Annotated in this window: 23 protein-coding genes; 17 read left to right on the top strand and 6 right to left on the bottom strand. The window is 64.2% G+C overall.

The annotated features are described in order from the left end of the window. Positions 1 to 91 precede the first annotated feature (91 nt). The 16 genes from ACAty_RS01980 to ACAty_RS02055 all read left to right on the top strand — a co-directional run bounded on the left by ACAty_RS01980 (position 92) and on the right by ACAty_RS02055 (position 10,996). Positions 92 to 1,105 carry an aminoglycoside phosphotransferase family protein gene (locus tag ACAty_RS01980; protein WP_004870451.1) on the top strand — a complete coding sequence of 338 codons (1,014 nt, stop codon included), beginning with the start codon at positions 92 to 94 and terminating at the stop codon, positions 1,103 to 1,105. Next, positions 1,078 to 1,767, top strand: a complete 690-nt coding sequence (locus ACAty_RS01985) for a nucleotidyltransferase family protein (RefSeq protein ID WP_004870453.1) — start codon at positions 1,078 to 1,080, stop codon at positions 1,765 to 1,767. Before ACAty_RS01980 ends, ACAty_RS01985 begins: the two co-directional genes overlap by 28 nt. Next, positions 1,757 to 2,191 carry a hypothetical protein gene (locus ACAty_RS01990; RefSeq protein WP_004870454.1) on the top strand — a complete coding sequence of 145 codons (435 nt, stop codon included), beginning with the start codon at positions 1,757 to 1,759 and terminating at the stop codon, positions 2,189 to 2,191. Before ACAty_RS01985 ends, ACAty_RS01990 begins: the two co-directional genes overlap by 11 nt. Positions 2,192 to 2,237: 46 nt before the next feature. After that, entirely contained in the window at positions 2,238 to 2,558 is a 321-nt protein-coding gene (locus tag ACAty_RS01995; RefSeq protein ID WP_004870456.1) for a hypothetical protein, read from the top strand. Then, positions 2,551 to 3,576, top strand: a complete 1,026-nt coding sequence (locus ACAty_RS02000) for a KpsF/GutQ family sugar-phosphate isomerase (RefSeq protein WP_103415097.1) — start codon at positions 2,551 to 2,553, stop codon at positions 3,574 to 3,576. The genes ACAty_RS01995 and ACAty_RS02000 overlap by 8 nt, the downstream gene beginning before the upstream one ends. Continuing rightward, positions 3,573 to 4,121 carry a KdsC family phosphatase gene (locus ACAty_RS02005; protein ID WP_051620726.1) on the top strand — a complete coding sequence of 183 codons (549 nt, stop codon included), beginning with the start codon at positions 3,573 to 3,575 and terminating at the stop codon, positions 4,119 to 4,121. Before ACAty_RS02000 ends, ACAty_RS02005 begins: the two co-directional genes overlap by 4 nt. After that, positions 4,118 to 4,669 (top strand): LPS export ABC transporter periplasmic protein LptC, encoded by a 552-nt coding sequence (gene lptC / locus ACAty_RS02010; RefSeq protein WP_004870460.1) that lies wholly within the window; start codon positions 4,118 to 4,120, stop codon positions 4,667 to 4,669. Before ACAty_RS02005 ends, lptC begins: the two co-directional genes overlap by 4 nt. Then, a complete protein-coding gene (gene lptA, locus ACAty_RS02015; protein ID WP_004870463.1) occupies positions 4,659 to 5,195 on the top strand; it encodes a lipopolysaccharide transport periplasmic protein LptA in 537 nt (178 codons plus the stop codon). Before lptC ends, lptA begins: the two co-directional genes overlap by 11 nt. Further along, positions 5,192 to 5,917, top strand: a complete 726-nt coding sequence (lptB, locus tag ACAty_RS02020) for an LPS export ABC transporter ATP-binding protein (RefSeq protein WP_004870466.1) — start codon at positions 5,192 to 5,194, stop codon at positions 5,915 to 5,917. The genes lptA and lptB overlap by 4 nt, the downstream gene beginning before the upstream one ends. 6 nt (positions 5,918 to 5,923) lie before the next feature. Beyond that, on the top strand, positions 5,924 to 7,357 hold the full coding sequence (locus ACAty_RS02025) for an RNA polymerase factor sigma-54 (protein WP_004870468.1): 1,434 nt from the start codon (positions 5,924 to 5,926) through the stop codon (positions 7,355 to 7,357). A gap of 94 nt (positions 7,358 to 7,451) precedes the next feature. Beyond that, entirely contained in the window at positions 7,452 to 7,793 is a 342-nt protein-coding gene (hpf, locus tag ACAty_RS02030; protein WP_004870470.1) for a ribosome hibernation-promoting factor, HPF/YfiA family, read from the top strand. Between the two features lie 4 nt (positions 7,794 to 7,797). Further along, positions 7,798 to 8,247, top strand: a complete 450-nt coding sequence (locus tag ACAty_RS02035) for a PTS sugar transporter subunit IIA (protein WP_004870472.1) — start codon at positions 7,798 to 7,800, stop codon at positions 8,245 to 8,247. An 18-nt stretch (positions 8,248 to 8,265) separates the two neighbouring features. Beyond that, a complete protein-coding gene (gene hprK / locus ACAty_RS02040) occupies positions 8,266 to 9,213 on the top strand; it encodes an HPr(Ser) kinase/phosphatase (protein WP_004870473.1) in 948 nt (315 codons plus the stop codon). Beyond that, positions 9,210 to 10,106, top strand: coding sequence for an RNase adapter RapZ (gene rapZ, locus ACAty_RS02045; protein ID WP_004870474.1), 897 nt, complete (start codon positions 9,210 to 9,212; stop codon positions 10,104 to 10,106). Before hprK ends, rapZ begins: the two co-directional genes overlap by 4 nt. After that, positions 10,103 to 10,510: a PTS sugar transporter subunit IIA gene (locus ACAty_RS02050; protein ID WP_004870476.1), complete on the top strand. Its 408-nt coding sequence runs from the start codon at positions 10,103 to 10,105 to the stop codon at positions 10,508 to 10,510. The genes rapZ and ACAty_RS02050 overlap by 4 nt, the downstream gene beginning before the upstream one ends. Positions 10,511 to 10,690: 180 nt before the next feature. Continuing rightward, the gene (locus tag ACAty_RS02055; protein ID WP_004870478.1) at positions 10,691 to 10,996 is read left to right on the top strand and encodes an Lpp/OprI family alanine-zipper lipoprotein; all 306 of its coding nucleotides are present in this window, start codon (positions 10,691 to 10,693) and stop codon (positions 10,994 to 10,996) included. A gap of 68 nt (positions 10,997 to 11,064) precedes the next feature. On the opposite strand, the gene ACAty_RS02060 is transcribed toward ACAty_RS02055, so the two are convergent. The 5 genes from ACAty_RS02060 to glgA all read right to left on the bottom strand — a co-directional run bounded on the left by ACAty_RS02060 (position 11,065) and on the right by glgA (position 15,853). Continuing rightward, positions 11,065 to 11,985, bottom strand: a complete 921-nt coding sequence (locus tag ACAty_RS02060; protein ID WP_004870479.1) for a L,D-transpeptidase family protein — start codon at positions 11,983 to 11,985, stop codon at positions 11,065 to 11,067. A 62-nt stretch (positions 11,986 to 12,047) separates the two neighbouring features. Then, on the bottom strand, positions 12,048 to 13,154 hold the full coding sequence (locus tag ACAty_RS02065) for an FIST C-terminal domain-containing protein (protein ID WP_038471518.1): 1,107 nt from the start codon (positions 13,152 to 13,154) through the stop codon (positions 12,048 to 12,050). After that, a complete protein-coding gene (nth, locus tag ACAty_RS02070) occupies positions 13,133 to 13,792 on the bottom strand; it encodes an endonuclease III (RefSeq protein WP_004870481.1) in 660 nt (219 codons plus the stop codon). Before nth ends, ACAty_RS02065 begins: the two co-directional genes overlap by 22 nt. A 24-nt stretch (positions 13,793 to 13,816) precedes the next feature. After that, complete coding sequence (locus tag ACAty_RS02075) at positions 13,817 to 14,239, bottom strand: hypothetical protein (protein WP_004870482.1); 423 nt, start codon at positions 14,237 to 14,239, stop codon at positions 13,817 to 13,819. A gap of 180 nt (positions 14,240 to 14,419) precedes the next feature. Further along, positions 14,420 to 15,853 carry a glycogen synthase GlgA gene (gene glgA / locus ACAty_RS02080; protein ID WP_187288645.1) on the bottom strand — a complete coding sequence of 478 codons (1,434 nt, stop codon included), beginning with the start codon at positions 15,851 to 15,853 and terminating at the stop codon, positions 14,420 to 14,422. 153 nt (positions 15,854 to 16,006) lie between these two features. Between glgA and ACAty_RS02085 the strand changes: the two genes are divergently transcribed. Next, on the top strand, positions 16,007 to 16,567 hold the full coding sequence (locus ACAty_RS02085) for a hypothetical protein (RefSeq protein ID WP_004870485.1): 561 nt from the start codon (positions 16,007 to 16,009) through the stop codon (positions 16,565 to 16,567). A gap of 65 nt (positions 16,568 to 16,632) precedes the next feature. Here the strand turns inward: ACAty_RS02085 and rfbB are convergent, their stop codons facing one another. Next, a complete protein-coding gene (rfbB, locus tag ACAty_RS02090; RefSeq protein WP_004870487.1) occupies positions 16,633 to 17,757 on the bottom strand; it encodes a dTDP-glucose 4,6-dehydratase in 1,125 nt (374 codons plus the stop codon). Positions 17,758 to 17,768: the final 11 nt, after the last annotated feature.

The raw sequence follows: 17,768 nt of genomic DNA on the forward strand, positions 1-17,768 counted from the left end.
CCGCGCGCGCGGTGGCCGCGAAGCCGTGGGGCACAGCCGGAGTGGGCGTGGGGCGCTTTCATAGGCGCCTAAAATCGCACAGAATGCGCGCATGTCGCAATCGCCCATGGCCGCCCGTCCAGAACCCTCGCCACTGCCCGCGCAGGTACGCTCCTGGCTTGCCCAATGGCATCTGCAGGATGGCGCCCAAGCGTTGCGCGGCGACGCCAGCGCCCGGCGCTACTGGCGTCTGCGCGGCGCCATGCTCGCCCAGTTTCCCGCGGAGGATGAACTGCTTCCCTTTCTCCGGGTCCAGTACCGTTGGCAGCGGGCAGGCCTGCCCGTGCCTCGCATCCTTGCCGTACAACCGCGCCTCGGGCTCATCCTGCAGGAGGATCTCGGCGATGTGGATCTGAAGTCCCGGCTGGACGACCGGGCGTCTGCAGAAGCCGCCATGGAGGCGGGCTTGGATCTCGCCTTACGCCTTGCCGCAGCGGGCCGGGGCCAGTGGTCGCGGCCGGCCTTGCCTGCCTACGATGCTACCCGTCTGCTCGGCGAATTGCGGTTGTTCCGCGACTGGTATCTTCCCGCGCACGTGCCGTCGGCGCCGTCTGCCGCGGCGGAAGCGGCCTTGGACGAAATTTTTGCCACGCTCACGGCGCGGGCCCTGGCCCAGCCACGGGTGTGGGTACACCGCGATTTCCATGCCCGTAACATCCTCATCCACCCAAGGTCTGGAGAACTCGTCCTCATCGACTTTCAGGATGCGGTGGAAGGCCCCTGGACCTACGATCTTGCTTCCCTGCTCTGGGATCGCTACTGGGACTGGAGCCAAGAGCGGCGCTCCGCCTGGATTGCCTCCTATCGAGAGGGTCTCGTGGATGCAGGCTTTGCGCCGCCGTCGCCAGAGATATTCGAGGCGCAGGTGCAGAGCATGGCCCTGCAGCGCAATCTCAAGATTCTGGGAATCTTTTGTCGGCTGGCCCGACGCGATGGCAAGGAGCACTATCTGGACTTTCTGCCACGCTTTTGGTCCTACGTCTGGGAAGGGTTGGGACACGATGCGAAGCTCGCAGCGTATCGGGACTGGTTTGCGCCGTGGGCACCCGCGTCCGCCAGGCCATGATCCTCGCCGCCGGGCGCGGTGAGCGGCTGCGTCCGCTCAGCGACTATGTGCCCAAGCCCCTGCTGGAGCTTGGCGGCAAATCGCTGCTGCACTGGCACCTGGAAGGTTTCGCCAGACTAGGGCTGGAGCGCGTGGTCATCAACATCGGGCACCTCGGCGGACAGATTCGTGCCAGTCTCGGTCGGCGCTGCATGGGGCTGGACATCCTCTATAGCGACGAGCGCGATAATCGCCTGGAGACGGGTGGAGCCATCGTCCGCGCCCGCGAGATCCTCGGCGATGCCCCCTTTCTGCTGGCCAATGGCGATGTCTGCAGCGATTTCGACTGGACGCCCCTCGTGACTGCCGACGCCGTGGAGACGCTGGTGCTGGTCCCCAATCCGGCACATCATCCCGGGGGAGATTTTGCCCTCGTGAACGGCCAGGTCCAGTGCCCGCGGGCGGGCCGTGCGACCTTCACCTACGCGGGCATGGCGCGCCTGTCGGGAGCCTGGTTTGCCGAGCGCGTGTGCGCGCCCGCACCCTTGGGCCCTTGGCTGTTGGATTGGGCGGCGGCTGGGCTTCTGGCGGGTTGGCTGCATGAGGGCAGATGGTTTGACGTCGGTACGGTGGCGCGCTGGCGCGATGCCCGGCGCGCCTGTGGAGGAAGACATGGCCTTTGATGAAACCGAGGTGGCCCGCTGGACGCGTCCCGATGTGCAGCAGCGACGGCGCTGGCGGGAAGCGTGGTTGGCCCTGATGGATCTGTGTCTGTGGGGAGAGCTGCGCAGCACCCAGATCGGTACCCTGAGCCGCCTGCGCAAGCGTGTGCTCGACCTGGGCGAGAAGCTGCGTTCCTACGTCGGCGACCGCCAGTGGATTCCCCACCCCCGCGAGCGCATTAAAAACTGCTTGAGCTCGGGTCTGCAGCTGCGCGAGGCGCTGGGGAAGGTGACCGAGAGTCTGGAACAGCTGGATGGTGGGGCAGATCTCGCCCAACTGCACACAATGTGGGATACTTTTTCGTCTTCTCTCCTGGATGACCTCGGCCCACGCGAAGAGGCTCTGGTGGCTCTGCTCAACCAGCAATACGCAGAGGATGTCTAGGGGTACTCCCATGCGGGCACACGGGTGGTTACAAGCGACTGGATCTATGAAAATCGTCTACACCTTGGTAGTTATCGGGGCCATCGGCCTCATCGCGCTGCTGCTCTGGTCGGAGCGGCCCCAGATCCTGTCGTCCGCGGAGACCGGGCAGGTCGGCTGGTACCGCAGCCATCCGCAAGCCCTCGCCAATGAGAATGTCAAATGCTGGCGGCTGTTGCGTGCCGCCTCCTTTGCCGACGTTGACCGTGTCATGGCCGAGCATCCCCGCTGCCAGGAGGTCTACCACGCCCTCTACGGCAAGGACTCGGCGACGGACGACAACGATGAACCCGACCAGCAGGATCCGGAGTCCGATGCGGATGACTGAAACGGCAGGTCGGACGGTGACTGCCCAACGACCCGCGCCCCCCGCGGTGGCTGCGGCGGACTTGCTGGCCACCGCCGCCGAGACCCTGCGCCTGGAGACGGCTGCCCTGGCCGCCCTGGTGGAGCGCCTGGACGAACACTTTGTCACCGCCTGCCAACTGCTCTTGGACTGCCGCGGGCGCGTCGTCGTCACGGGCATGGGCAAGTCCGGCATCATCGCCAAGAAAATTGCCGCCACCTTGGCCAGTACCGGCAGTCCCGCCCTGTTCCTCCACCCGGCCGAGGGCAGCCACGGCGATCTGGGCATGCTCACCCGGGACGACGTCCTGCTGGCCCTGTCCTACTCGGGCGAGACGGCGGAGCTTCTGGCCATTCTGCCCGTCGTCAAACGCCTGGGTGTGCCGCTCATCGCCATGACCGGGCGGCGTCAATCGACCCTGGCACGGCTGGCAGAGGTACACCTGGACTGTCGGGTGGAGCGGGAAGCCTGTCCCCTCAATCTAGCGCCCACCGCCTCCACCACGGCGACACTGGCCATGGGCGACGCCCTGGCCATGGCCTTGCTGCGCGCGCGCGGATTCACCGCCGACGATTTTGCCCTCTCTCACCCCGGCGGTGCCCTGGGGCGGCGTCTGTTGCTGCGGGTGCAGGATCTCATGCGCCGTGGCGCGGATCTGCCGCGGGTCCGACCGCAGACACCGCTTCATGAGGCCATCCTCGAGATGAGCGGCAAGGGCCTTGGCATGACCACCATCGTGGATGAGCAGGAGCGGGTTGTGGGTATCTTCACCGATGGCGACCTGCGGCGTGCCCTCGCCCGCGGGCAGGGAATCTGGAATCTGCCCATGGCCGAACTCTGCCACCCGCGACCCCGGCACATCGCGGCCACGGCCCTGGCAGCGGAGGCCCTGGCGCAGATGGAAGCCGAGCGCATCAACGCCCTCCTCATCCTACGCGACGATGGCCAGCTGGAGGGGATCCTGGCCATGCATGATCTGCTGCGCGCGGGTATCGTATGACGGAGCACAGCGTGGCGCAGGGCGTGTGGGCAAATATCCGGCTGGCCATCTTCGATGTCGACGGCGTGCTCACGGATGGGCGTCTGCTCTTCGATGCCGAGGGCAGGGAGAGCAAGGTCTTCCACGTGCGCGACGGGCATGGCCTGAAAATGTTGCAGAAAGCCGGAATCGAGATCGCTTTCATCACCGCCCGCTACTCGCCGGCACTGGCCTATCGCGCCCAGGACCTCGGCGTCAGCCGAGTCTATCAAGGCAGCCTCGACAAACGCCTGGCGTACCGGGAGCTGAAGCTGGAACTGGGTCTGGAAGATGCCGTCATCGCCTACATGGGCGATGACCTCATCGATCTGCCCATACTGACCAGCGCGGGGCTTGCCACCTGTCCCAGCGATGCCCACCCGGAGGTGCTGGCGCGGGCACATTGGTGTGCCCAGGCCCCTGGTGGTGGCGGCGCGGTGCGCGAATTCTGCGAAAACCTCCTTAAGGCCCAGGGTCATTGGGACCGTCTGCTGGATGCGTACCTGTCGGTGGAGGGGCGAGGGTGAGGCAGCATTGGTCGCAGGCGCTGACGCCCTTTTTCCTGCTCGTGCTCGCGGCGCTGGTCTGGTGGACCTGGCCGAAGCACGCGGTGGATCTGTCGGGCATCGACTGGCACGGCCAGATACATCGAGGCGATCAATCTGTCACCCAGGTGGTCTTGCGTCAGTACGACGCGGCCGGACGCCTGGACCTGCTGGCCACCGCGGCCTCGGCTTATCACGAACCCAAGGACGATGAGACTTTCCTAAGCGACGTGCATATCCGCCGTTTTCGTGCCGATGGTGACCTGCTCCTGAGCGGTGCGCATGCCCTGATCCACGATCAAAGTCGCGATGTGACCCTGTGGGGTGACGTGCGTGGTCGGCTGCAGCCCGATTCCACCCTGCGCACCCAGAAGCTGCGCTACGATCCGGCCAGCGGCATCCTGCGCAGCGCCGATCCCGTGTTCCTCACCCACGGTCGCAGCACCCTGCGGGGTGTGGGTCTGTGGGCCTCGGTGAAGACCCAGGAAGTCCGTCTCCTGCACGATGTGGAGGGAAGTTATGTCCCCTGATCGCCGCCGTCTCATCCCGTTCCTTGCGCTATTGGCCGGCGTCTTCTTGGCGTCGGCCCAGGGCGCCGTCGCACCCACGGACGCCGGTCTCGGTAAAGGACCCATCCACATCAGTGCCGACAGCCTTGCGGCCCAGAACAAGCCGCAGCAGCAGGCCGTATATACCGGCAAGGTGGTCATGACCCAGGGCGACATCGTCATCCACGCCGAAAAGCTCACCATCGATGCGCGTCAGGGTAAAGTCGAGGTGGCCACGGCCGTCGGCTCGCCCGTGACCTTCACCATGTCCAGCGCCCAACGCCATGGCTATGGCAATACCCTCGTCTATCGCCCCGGCAGTGGCGAAATCGTCCTTACCGGCAACGCCCACCTCTGGCAGGGCCCCAACGAGGTGAGTGGTCAGCAGGTTATCTATCACCTGGACGATCAGCGCACCAGCGTCAGTGCCGCCCCGGGCGGGCGCGTTCAGTCGGTGTTCTATCCCGGTACGGTCAAGACCGCCTCCAGCCCCGGTGGGAAACCATGAACGACTCCCTGCACGCCGAGGGTCTGTGCAAGCGCTATCGGCGCCGGACCGTGGTGCGGGAAGTCTCGGTGGAAGTGGCAGCCGGCGAGGTGGTTGGCCTGCTGGGGCCCAACGGCGCCGGCAAGACCACGACCTTCTACATGATGGTGGGCTTGGTGCGTCCCGATGGCGGCCACATCTCCCTCCTTGGGAAGGACATCACCGACCTGCCCATGCACCAGCGGGCACGTCTTGGTCTGGGCTACCTGCCGCAGGAGCCCTCGGTCTTTCGCAACATGAGCGCCGCCGACAACATCCTCGCCGTGCTCGAGCAACTCCCCCTGACGCCCACGGAGCGTGCGGAGCAGCTGGAGCGGCTCATGGGCGAATTGCACCTGCACGCGCTGCGCGACACCAAAGGCCATAGTCTCTCGGGGGGCGAGCGGCGGCGGGTGGAAATCGCCCGAGCCTTGGCCATGAACCCGCGATTCATCCTGTTGGACGAGCCCTTCGCCGGCATCGATCCCATCTCCGTGCTGGACCTGCAGCACCTCATCCGCGGTCTGCGGGAGCGGGGTATCGGCATCCTCATCACCGACCACAACGTCCGCGAAACCCTCGGAATCTGTGAACGCGCCTATATACTCCACGATGGAGCGGTGCTCACCTCCGGCAATCCCGAAGCGGTGGTGAGCAATCCATTGGTGCGGGAAGTGTACTTGGGAGATCAGTTCAAGATCTAAGCAGCCATGAAGCCAGGACTCGAACTCAAGCTCGGTCAGCATCTGACCATGACCCCCCAGCTGCAGCAGGCCATACGCCTGTTACAGCTGTCCACTCTCGATCTGCGCCAGGAAGTGCAGAGCATGCTGGAGAGCAATCCGCTGCTGGATGAGGATGTGGAAGAGGGGAACGAGCCTGCAGAGGCGCTGGAGCCGCGTAGCGAAACCCACGCCGACGAGCGCCAGCTGGATCTCGATGCCGACGACGCGCTACCCAACGAGCTTCCGGTGGACAGCCAGTGGGACGACATCTACGACCTCGGTAATACCCCCTCGGCGGGCCCGCCCCCCGACGACGATCTGCCCGATTTCGAGGCGCGTAACAGTCGCTCTCAGTCTCTGCAAGATTATCTGCGCTGGCAGGCGGACCTCAGCCATTTCAGCGTTCAGGAGCGCAATATCGCCGAGGTGATCATCGACGCCGTGGACGACAGCGGCTATATGGCGGCCAGCATCGAAGAGCTGGCGGCGACGCTGGAGCTGGCGCCGGCAGACGTTACGCCGGTGCTGCGCCGGGTCCAGGACTTCGACCCCCCGGGAGTGGCGGCACGGGATCTCGGCGAGTGTCTGTCCCTACAGTTGCGCCAGTTGCCGCAGCCGGATCTGCCCGTGGTCACCCTGGCGCGGCGCATCGTCGAAGCGCACCTGGACCTTCTGGGCAAACACGATTACGGCCGTTTGGGCCAGCTCCTGAATGCCGATCCCGAAACCCTGCGCCAGGCGGTGGCGCTCATCGCGAGTCTCAACCCTAAGCCGGGCAGCACGGTGGGCGACGATTCGGCCGAATACGTCATCCCCGATGTCATCGTGCGCTGGCGGGGTCGACAACTGCGCGTCGAACTGAATCCGGAGGCCATGCCGCGCCTGCGCATCAATCGGCATTATGCCGAGATGACCAGCGCCCGCGATGCCGCGCATCGCTACATCCAGGACCAGCTCAGTGAAGCGCGCTGGTTCATCAAGAGCTTGCAAAGTCGCCAGGAGACGGTGCTCAAGGTGGCCAGCGCCATCGTCGAACGCCAGCAGGACTTCTTCCGGCACGGGCCCGAATCCATGCGGCCCATGGTGCTGCGCGACATTGCCGAGGCAGTGGAGATGCACGAGTCCACGGTATCGCGGGTCACCAACCAGAAATACATGATCACCCCGCGCGGGCTTTTCGAGTTCAAGTACTTCTTTTCGAGTCACGTGAATACCGATAGCGGCGGAGCAGCCTCCGCCACCGCCATTCGTGCCCTCATCGCCAAGTTCGTGCAGGCGGAGGACCCGCAGCACCCCCTGAGCGATGCCGAGATCGCCAAGATCCTGGCAGATCAAGGGGTACAGATTGCCCGCCGTACCGTGGCCAAGTACCGGGAAGCGGCCAATATCCCTCCGGCCAGCCAGAGACGGCGGCTCTAAGGCGGGATTGGTTCGTCCCTGGGATGGCGCTACACTGTGCTTAGCCCGTAGGTATCGAGAGCGGCCATATCATTAAAGTTTAAAGGAGAATGCCATGCAGATCAGCATCACGGGGCAACACCTGGATCTCACCGAGGCCCTGAAGAGCTATGTCTCAGAAAAAATCTCGCGCCTCGACCGCTACTTTGATCACGTGCTCGACGCGCGTGTGGTGCTGAAACACCAGAGCCATGAGAAGCTGCCCAACATCGTGGAGATCACGGTCCACTCCCCCGGTCACGATTTCCATGCCGACTGCCACGACGCCGATATGTATGCCGCCATCGATCTGGTGGCCGCCAAGCTCGAGGGCCAGGTCCGGCAGTACAAGGAGCGGCTCCGGGACCACCGGACCGAGCCCTCTGGCGCCGTCAGCGTCGCCCTGCAGACGGATTGATACCATGACCGCTCTGCCCCTGGCACTGGATGCTGTCGTCCTGGATCTCGATGTCGATAGTGCCGAGGCAGTTTTGGCGGAACTCGCCCGTCTTTTGTCGCAGCAGTCGGGTGCTCCGGTGGACTCCGTGCAGCAAGCCCTGCGCGAGCGGGAGCAGCAAGGATCCACGGCCATCGGGCATGGGGTTGCAGTCCCCCACGCCCGTTCTGCGGCAGCCCGGGAATTGGTGGCGGCGGCCCTGCGTACCCGCAAGCCCGTTGCCTTTGCCGCGCCCGACGCGGAACCGGTGCAGATCTTCATTGCCTTGCTGGTGCCCGCCAAGGCCACGACGGATCACCTAGAGATTCTCTCGGGCCTCGCCAGCCGTCTGATGCGCGCGGATCTGCGCCAGGCTGTGCTGACGGTGCCGGAGGCGTCGGATTTTCATCGGCTTCTGGCCGAAGCCCTCGGCTGAAGCGGGCGAGGGCTCGGCATGGCCCTGGAGCGGCACATTCAATGTGAGGCGCTTTTCCACGCGCTGGAGCCGGGGCTTTCCTGGCGTTGTCTGCACCTCCCCGATCCTTTCTGCGTTCTCGCTGCAGACCCCGGTGGCGATGCCCACGATCTGGCCAGCGGTGCAGCACTCGTGGGTTTTCTCAATTTCATCCGGCCCCACCCCGTGCAGGTGGCAGGAAGGCTCGAACTGGACTACCTCCGGCACCAGCCCGAGCAGATTCCCCAGTTTCTCAACGAGCGTCTGCGGCTTTTGGTGCTGTGCGAGGTGGACGATATCGATACCGTGCTGCTGGAGCGTCTGCGGGCGCAACAGGTGGCGGTTTTCGTGGCGCCACAGCGGGCGCGAGCCGTGCTGTCGCGTCTGCAGCACTTTCTGCATCAGGAACTGGCACCGCGGGAGTTCCTCCATGGCGTCCTGGTGGATGTTTTCGGCGTCGGTGTGCTGATTCAGGGTGAGGCAGGCATCGGCAAGAGTGAGCTGGCACTGGAGCTCGTCAGTCGCAATCATCGCCTGGTGGCCGACGACAGTGTGCTGTGCGTGCGGGAGGCACCGGAGGTCATCACCGGTCACTGTCCGCCGGCCCTGCGGGATTTTCTGGAAGTGCGGGGGCTCGGGATCATCAATATTCGCGAGCTCTTCGGCGCGGCTGCCATCGTCCGCTCCAAACGTCTGCGCTTGGTCATCGAGATCAAGGAAATGGCCGATCGGGAAATGGCCGATATCGATCGGCTCCAGGGCAAGGTGGATCGTTTGCAGATTCTTGGTGTGGAATTCACGCGCCTGCGCCTGCCCGTGAGCCCCGCGCGCAATCTGGCCGTGCTCGTGGAAGCGGCGGCGCGCAGCCAGTATGTCAAGGAGTCGGGTATCGACATGCTCGCCGAGTTCGATGCCCAGACGCGTCTCGCGGCTGCGGGGCTGCCGTGACCGTTGCGCGCGACTTCATCGTCGTCAGTGGCCTGTCCGGCTCCGGCAAATCCACGGTGTTGCAGGCGCTGGAGGACCAGGGCTACTACTGCGTCGATAATCTTCCCGCGACACTCCTGGTGGAATTCAGCCACACCCTGCGGGCGCGAGCGCCGGAGCAAGCCCTAGCGGCGGTGAGTGTGGATGTGCGCAACCGCGAGTTCCTCGATGACCTGCCCGCAGCGCTGGCGCAACTGCGCGAAGAGGCGCAGCCACGCATACTCTTTCTGGAAGCAGACGAGGACACCCTGATTCGCCGCTACAGCGAAACGCGTCGCCGCCATCCCCTGACGGATGCCACGGATCAGAGTCCGGCGGCAGGCCTGCGTGCAGTTCTCGGGCGCGAGCGGGAGATGCTGCAGAGTCTTGCCAGTGAGGCCGACAAGCGTCTGGATACCTCGCGTATCAACGCCCACGAACTGCGTCTGCGGGTGCAGGCCTGGAGTCTGGCCGCGCGGCATTACCGCGGACTGGTGCTGCTCTTGCAGTCGTTTGCCTTTCGTAATGGCCTGCCCCTGGATTCCGACTTCGTTTTTGACTTGCGGGCCTTGCCCAATCCCCACTACCACCCTGAACTGCGCGAGCTTACCGGCCGCGACGCGCCGGTGCGGGATTTTCTCGCCGCGCGCCCGGAGCTGGCCCGCGCCCGCGATAGCCTCAACGATTTCCTGCAACAGTGGTTGGCACCCTTTGCCCGCGACCATCGCAATTATGTCACCGTATCCTTGGGATGCACGGGGGGCAGGCATCGTAGCGTCTATCTGACGGAAGCACTTGCCGATCTTTTGGCACAGGAGGGCCGCAGGGTGCTCGTCCATCACCGCGAGCTGCAGATTACCGAGTCGCGCCCGTGAATCGCATCGTGCTGCTGACCCACAGCGGGCTTGGTCGCGGTTTTCTTTCGGTGCTGGAACATATCTACGGGGCTGTGCCGGACGCCGTGGAGTTGCGTGAAATTGGCGCCGACAGCGACCTGGAATGGGAAAAAGCGCAACTGCGTCAACGTATCGGGCAACTGGCACCAGGCGAGGCGTTGCTGATCCTCACGGACCTTTTCGGCGCGACACCGACGAATATCGTGCCCGTGGAAATGCTGGGCGCGCGCGCGCGAATGGTGACGGGTGTCAACCTGCCCATGCTTTTGCGCGCGCTATCCCGGCGCGATATGCCCGTGCAGCCGTGGCTGGACGCCGTGCTCGCGGGTGCCCACGAGGGTATTCGCGCCTTTCCCCATAAGCGCGGTAATTTTCCGTCCTAGCAAGATTTTCCGCTTTTGCCCTGTTGCGCGTATTGAGTAGCGTTGCGGACCTGCTACAATGCAGCCCACGGAATGCTCGACAGCGGGGCACTGAGGTTTGGCTCTGCGCGTGCTGGTGCGCCGGACTTTTTTTGACTATGCTTTAAACGCTCGTTATCCAACTCGACAAAGGAGACTGTCATGAGCAAGTTCACCACCGCTTTGAAGGTTACTGCGCTGATTCTGCCCCTCGGTCTGGCCGGTTGCGCCACCACCTCCGATCTGAACAAGGTCGCCGCCAAGGCCGACGCCGCGCAGTCCACGGCCAACGAGGCGCTTGCCAAGGCTAACGCTGCTCAGAACACCGCCACTGAGGCCCTGAGCAAGGCCAACGCCGCGCAGAGCACCGCCGATCAGGCCATGAGCACTGCCAACTCCGCCAATCAGAAGGCTGAAGAAGCCAATGAGAAGGTTGAGCGCATGTTCAAGAAGGCGATGATGAAGTAAGACCACCGAAAGTTTCGGAAAAACCCCCGCCCATGGCGGGGTTTTTTATTCCCGCCAGCGCAACGGTATCAGGACGCCGCTGGCAGGATGCCCACCAGCACCGGCACCCCCTCGGCCTTGTGCAATAGGGTCAAGGCTTCGCTTGGTTCCAGATAAATCCCGGCCGGTGCGCTTTCCTTCAGCCAGAGCATGAACTTTGCCTCGAGTTCCGCCGGGTCCGAGTCATCGTCCAGCACGGGATAGATCTGTAGGTACACGTGGTCCCCGCGCCGGCCCCACAGCCAAGGCTGATTGACCACGGTCACCGGGGTGCCCGCGGGCACCGCAGCAAAGAGCTTGGCGATATCCTCCGGGTAGAGGCGGATGCAGCCGTGACTGACACGCATGCCCACGCCCCAGGGCTTGTCGGTGCCATGGATGAGATAACCGGGCCAACCCAGCCGCAGGGCGTACTGACCGAGGGGATTCTGGGGGCCCGCCGGCACGACATCGGGGAGTATTTCGCCCTTCTCCGCGTGCTCGGCGCGGATGCTGGCTGGAGGCGTCCAGGTGGGATCCTTGACCTTGCCGGTCACCTGCGTCTTTCCCAGGGGCGTGCGCCAGCCCTCGCGGCCAATGCCCAGGGGATAGCTCACCACGACCTTTCCGTTCTTGCCCTCGGGGTAGTAAAAAAGCCGCATGGCCGCAAGATTGATGACGATGCCCTGGCGTGGTGCGTCCGGCAGTATGGTCTCGCCTGGGATCAGCACGGGCGTCCCCGCACCGGGAAGCCAGGGGTCGACCTTGGGGTTGGCCAAGCGGATCTGGTCGTAGCCGATATCGTGGCGCCGGGCAATGTCGATGAGGGTGTCTTCATAACGGGCGTCGGTGTAACCGAGGCTGCCAATCAGGTTATCTGGAGGCGGTGGCAAGGGGAATTCCGCTGCCGCAATGGACGTGGCGGCACAGAGCCCGATGAGCAACAGGGTAATTCGGATGACGACGTCCAAATGAGCTCCCTCTAGTTTCTCGTTCATGGATTGGTGGGGATGGATCCCCGTGCCCGGCGCGGTCAGCCCTCGACGGCAGATCGAAGCGGTTTACCGATTATGGTAAAGACCTTGCTGAACCTTAGCAATCGCGTATGTCCCATGGCACTGGGTTGAAATTCCCCCAGAGCGTAGACCCCGAGCATGGGTAGCCGGCCGAAGCGCTCCTTCCACAGGGCCAGGTCGTCGTCCCGCTGACCAAAGAAGCTGGCGTTTCGCCCGATGGAACTGCTGATCCACGCCGTTCGTGCCTCGATGTCGGCGGCTTCCAGCGCCTCCAGCGCCAGACGGGTGTCGCGACGGGCGACCTCAGGATCGCGCACGGCCAGATAGACGCTGGCTCCAGGGTGCAGGGGTCGTTCTAGCCAAAGGCCGCTGCGGCCGACATCCGTGGCGGTAATGGAGAGCAACTCGGGCTCTGCGTCTCCACCTTCCGGCACCTCCACCACCACAAAGCGGTCCAGGGGCAGCTTGCGCGCCTGGCGCAGTGCATAGGGGATATTCCGGGCCAGCAGGGGCAGCGCGGAGTACCGTTCCAGCGCCAAGAGCAGCGCGCCCTGCTGACGGCGGATGGGCAGCGCCTCGGTGAGGGGGCGCAGGCCACGGGAGGCCTGGCTTCGTGCATGCAGCGGTCCAACCACCTGCAGACAGAGACTGCCAGAGATGGGGCGACCCTGGGCTCCACGCCACTGGCTGAATTGACTGCCGACGGCGCCGAAGCTGCCATGGGAGCAGGCTTCAGCATACCGGTTGAGGCTGGCCCCGGGTCGGTCCCACAACAGAAACGGAGCCTCGGCAACGGATCGTTCGGACCGGCCCCAGGCCAGCCCCAGTGGAGCGGCAAAGAGTTGCACGGCACAGGCGGAACTGCCCAGTGCGCTCCCATCCTGGGTAAAGACACCTGGGAAGGTGCCGACGACGAATTGAAGACAGCCGAGATCGGCACGGGCCCGCCGTAGCGCCTCCTGCGGCAGTTGGAGGTGCGGCGGGCTGAAAAGGATGATGGCCGCGGTAATCTCGCCGCACTCCCCCATGCCTGCACGCGCCATGGTCAGGGCCTCGTCAAGAAGGGCTGCCGGCGCCCGCGCACCCGAGGCAAAACCGGTGCTTAGCTGGGGCTCCGCTGCCAAAGGGTCTTATCGGGCCAGGCACAGCAGGAGAAAAGGGCGCAGTCGGCGCAACGCGGCTTGCGCGCTGTACAGGTGTAGCGGCCGTGCAGAATCAACAGGTGGTGGGCGTCCTTACGCACGTCGGCGGGGACGACCTCCAGCAAGCCTTTCTCCACCGCCAAGGGCGTTTTGCCCGGAGCAATGCCGAGGCGATTGGCGACGCGAAAGATGTGGGTATCCACGGCGATGGTGGGTTCACCGAAAAGGGTGTTGAGCACGACATTGGCGGTCTTGCGCCCCACTCCAGGCAAGGATTCCAGCGCCTCTCGGGAGTTTGGCACTTGTCCATCGAAGCGTTGCAACAGGGCACCGGAGAGGGCGTGGACGTGCCGGGCCTTGGCGTTGAAAAGACCCAGGCTGCGAATATGGGCACGGATCCCCTCCTCACCCAGTTCCCACATGGCTTTCGGTGTCGGCGCTGCAGCAAAAAGCCCAGCGCTGCAGAGGTTTACCGCCTTGTCGGTGCTCTGCGCCGAGAGCACCACCGCCACCAGCAGTTGAAAGGGACTGTGGTAGTGCAGTTCCGTGCGCGGGTCGGGAATGGCAGCGCGCAACGCGGCGAAACAGCGCGCTGCGCGCTGCTTGCGAGTCTGGCTCAATGTCCGGAATTGGCCTTCGGAACCTCAGACGTGCCGATAGCGTCCGATCTCCGGAGCTTCGGGGCGAGGATGCTTGGCCGCCACGGCATTGGCCTCTTCCACCCAATGGTGGTGCTCTTCTTCCAGCTGGTGCAGTGCCTCGTGGTCCAGCTTGGGCAGAATACTACCTTTGATGAATTCGCCAAGATCCAGCAGACGGGTGGCGATGGCATAACCGTGCAGGTGGAACTCGTGATCGGCGTGGGTACCGAAGTGGAAATGCTCGCCCTGGAAGAGTACACCCTTGGCGGCCAGCAGGTCCGGATCGTTCAGAACGAAATTCTTGGCCCAGGTATACCAGTGCTCGTAATACTTTTCCTGTGCTTCAAGGCCCCAGTTGTGGGCTTCGAAGAAGGCATAAACGGAAACCCGGTTGGCCTTGCCGGAAAAAGGAAAGTGTCCTGCCATGCTGTACTCCTTGGGGTCGTTCACGAATATATGCGCATCATTATAGACCCTTTGCCGCGGTATCGGGTAGCGTGGCGGTCAGGCTGTCCTCGGTCTGCAGGCAATGGCAAGAGGACAGGTAGTGGAGTCTCCTTGGGATGATCCCATGTGGTGGCCGTCGCCGCAGGACCGCCCAAGGCGCTACACAATACTGCCGTAGAGATCCCGGTAGGCGAGGGCGGCGCTACGCCAACTGTGGTCTTCGCCCATGCCGCGTGCTTGCAGTTCCCGCCAGAGGGCAGGCTGATGAAAATAGCGCTCGGCGCGCAGGATGGCCGTGCGCAGGGCATCCACCTGGGCGGGACGGAAAACGAAGCCGTTACCGGGCCGGGTCACGGACCCATCGACATCGACCACGGTATCCGCAAGGCCACCCGTCTCGTGGACGATGGGCACGGTCCCGTAACGGAGACTGTACATCTGGTTGAGACCGCAGGGCTCGAAGCGGGACGGCATCAGGAAGATATCGGCACCGGCTTCGATGCGATGGGATAAGGCTTCATCGAAGCCGATCCGGGCCGCCATCTGGCCGCGGTGCATGGACCCGAGCTCGCGCAGACGCTGCTCCAGTGCCCGCTCGCCACTACCGAGGATGACCAGCTGGAGGCCACGCTTGAGTAGCTCTGGGGCCAAGGCCAGGACGAGGTCCGAGCCTTTCTGCTCCACCAGGCGACTGATCATGCCCAGCACCGGCACGCCGGGATCGGGAAAGAGTCCAAGTTCCTGCTGCAGACGCGCCTTGCAGATGGCCTTGCCCTGCAGATCGTCGGCGCTGTAGTGGGCAGGCAGATAGGGGTCGGCAGCCGGATTCCAATGCTCCGCGTCGATGCCATTGAGAATCCCGCTGAGCGCGTGGCTGCGCGCCCGGAGCAGGCCGTCGAGGCCCATGCCGAATTCCGGGCGCTGAATTTCTTGGGCGTAAGTCGGGCTCACGGTGCTCAGGTGGTCGGCGTAGACGAGGCCGGCCTTGAGGAAGGAGAAACTGCCGTAGAGCTCGGTTCCCTCGGGATGGAAATCCGCCGCTGGCAGATGCAGAGGCTCCAGAACGGTGGGGGCAAAGCGCCCCTGGTAGGCCAGATTATGGATGGTCAGGAGCGTTCGCGGTCGGGCCGCACCGACGCGCGCCTCCAGATCCAGCAGGTAGGGCACGAGACCCGTCTGCCAGTCGTTGACGTGGACGAGATCCGCTTGCCAGAAGAGCTCCGCTACCCGTCCCTGGGCAATTTCCACCGCCGCCCGGCACAGGCGGGCAAAACGCTGGGCATTGTCGGGCCAGTCCTCCCCCGCCGGATTCTGATACGGGGTGCCGGCCCGCTCGAAGTCGGGGTGGCGCAGGAAAAGCCACTCGGGGTGCTCGCTGTGGCTCAGGATCGCCAGCTTCTCGCCGCTGAAGGGTAGGTAGATGTCGGCGCGATGCTGCAAGCGTGCGCCATCTGGCCGTCCGTACCAGGGAACCAGAACACGTACATCCTCGCCCGCCGCCAATAACTGACGCGGCAAGGCACCGCTGACGTCGCCGAGGCCGCCCGTCTTGGAAAAAGGCGCCATTTCCGAGGTCACGAAGAGGATCCGCAAGGGCTGCTCCCATTTTGCCAAGGGGACCATACCCTAGCACGAAAGGTGCGGGGCTTCATCGCCTTTTTTGAATGTTATCCGCGTCTCCCGTATATTCAGTGGCCATTGCGACCCCTCGCCGCAGGGGGGGGGCTTGGCCAAGGAAGACGGGACATGGATATCTGTGAACGTTTCAAGGAGTTTCGGGATCGTGGGCGGCTGGTGGTGTACTTTCCCAATACCCATACGGGGGAGGAGCCGGAAGCCTACGCCGTGTTTCTGGCGCTGATGCGGGTGCGCATGGGCCTCATGGTGCTGGCCCCGGACCAGGAAGAACGCTACGAACCCATCTACCGGGAGGCCATCAAGTACCACCTGCAGACCATTCGCCACAGCCGTCTTTTCACGAGCTTCGTTCCCATCAAGACCCGCGTTTATTTTGTCGAGACGGCGGCGGTACGCGATGCCTTTTACGGCTGTGCCGATTTCTGTGTTCCCGGAGGGAGTCTGGTGGGGGGCGCCGTCGATCTCGCCGGCCCCATCCAGGCCGACTGCCCCATCGTGCTTGGACCAGCGGCTAACGATGGCGCGAGCAAGGCTCTGGTGGCGGCGGGCGGCGCCCTGCAGGCCGATAGCATCGCTGCCATCCCTGAGCTTGCCAAAACCTGGCTCTCCGACCCGCAGGCGGCTCGCGACGCGGCACGCAAGGCGCGCGATTGGTGGCAGAACCGCTGAAAAATGCTACCCGGCAGTAGCGCCGAGCATCGAGGCTTTGCTTCCCGAAGCCCGTGGAGTCGGCGTCAGCCGTAGTGGCGCGCTATCCAGTCGCGATAGCTGCCGTCCAGTACCGGCTGCCACCACTCCCGGTGCTCCAGATACCAGCGAATGGTCTGGCGGATGCCCTCGGCAAAGGTATACTGCGGTGCAAAACCCAACTCCTTGCGGATCTTGCTGGCGTCGATGGCGTAGCGGCGATCGTGTCCGGGGCGATCGCGGACGTGCTGGATGAGTTCGGCGCTGGGTCGTCCGTGGGCAGGTGCCGCCTGCGGATAGCGCCTTAGCCAGGCACCGTCCTGGGCAAAGATCGCATCGATCTCCGCGCAGATGAGCTCGACGATGTCCAGATTGCTCCACTCGTTACAGCCGCCGATGTTGTAGCTCTCGCCCACCGTGCCCCGCTCCAGAATCTGGGCGATGCCTCGACAGTGGTCCTCGACATACAGCCAGTCGCGGATCTGCCGTCCATCGCCGTAGATGGGCAGTGTCTTGCCGTGCAGGATGTTGAGAATAACCAGGGGGATGAGCTTTTCCGGGAAATGGAAGGGGCCGTAATTGTTAGAGCAGTTGCTGGTGGTCGTCTGCAGCCCGTAGGTGTGGTGATAGGCCCGCACCAGATGGTCGGACCCCGCCTTGCTGGCGGCATAGGGTGAGTTGGGTGCGTAGGGGGTGTCCTCGCGAAAGGGCGCGTCGCCTGGGCTGAGGCTGCCATAGACCTCATCCGTGGAAATGTGGTGGAAGCGGTGCGGGACGGAGCCCTGGGGATCGTCCAGCCAGACGGTCTTGGCTGCCCGCAGCAGACTGTGGGTGCCGAGTATATTGCTGCGAATGAAGGCGTCTGGGTCGTGGATGGAGCGATCGACGTGGCTCTCGGCGGCAAAGTGCACCACGACATTGAGGCGATGGTCGCGCAACAAACGTACCACCAGTGCCTCATCGTTGATATCCCCCTGCACGAAGCGAAAGCCCGGACGTGCCTCGAGGCCCGCCAGGCTATGTCGGTTGCCGGCATAGGTCAGGGCATCCAGCACCACCAGAGTGGCCCGTGGATGCTGCTGCAGCCAGTAATGGCAGAAATTGGCCCCGATGAAACCGGCACCGCCCGTTACCAGCAGGCGTTTTTCGGGGAAGATGTCCGTGTTCGGCATGGTGGCTCCCA

This window comes from Acidithiobacillus caldus ATCC 51756 (genome assembly GCF_000175575.2).
Taxonomy (GTDB): domain Bacteria; phylum Pseudomonadota; class Gammaproteobacteria; order Acidithiobacillales; family Acidithiobacillaceae; genus Acidithiobacillus_A; species Acidithiobacillus_A caldus.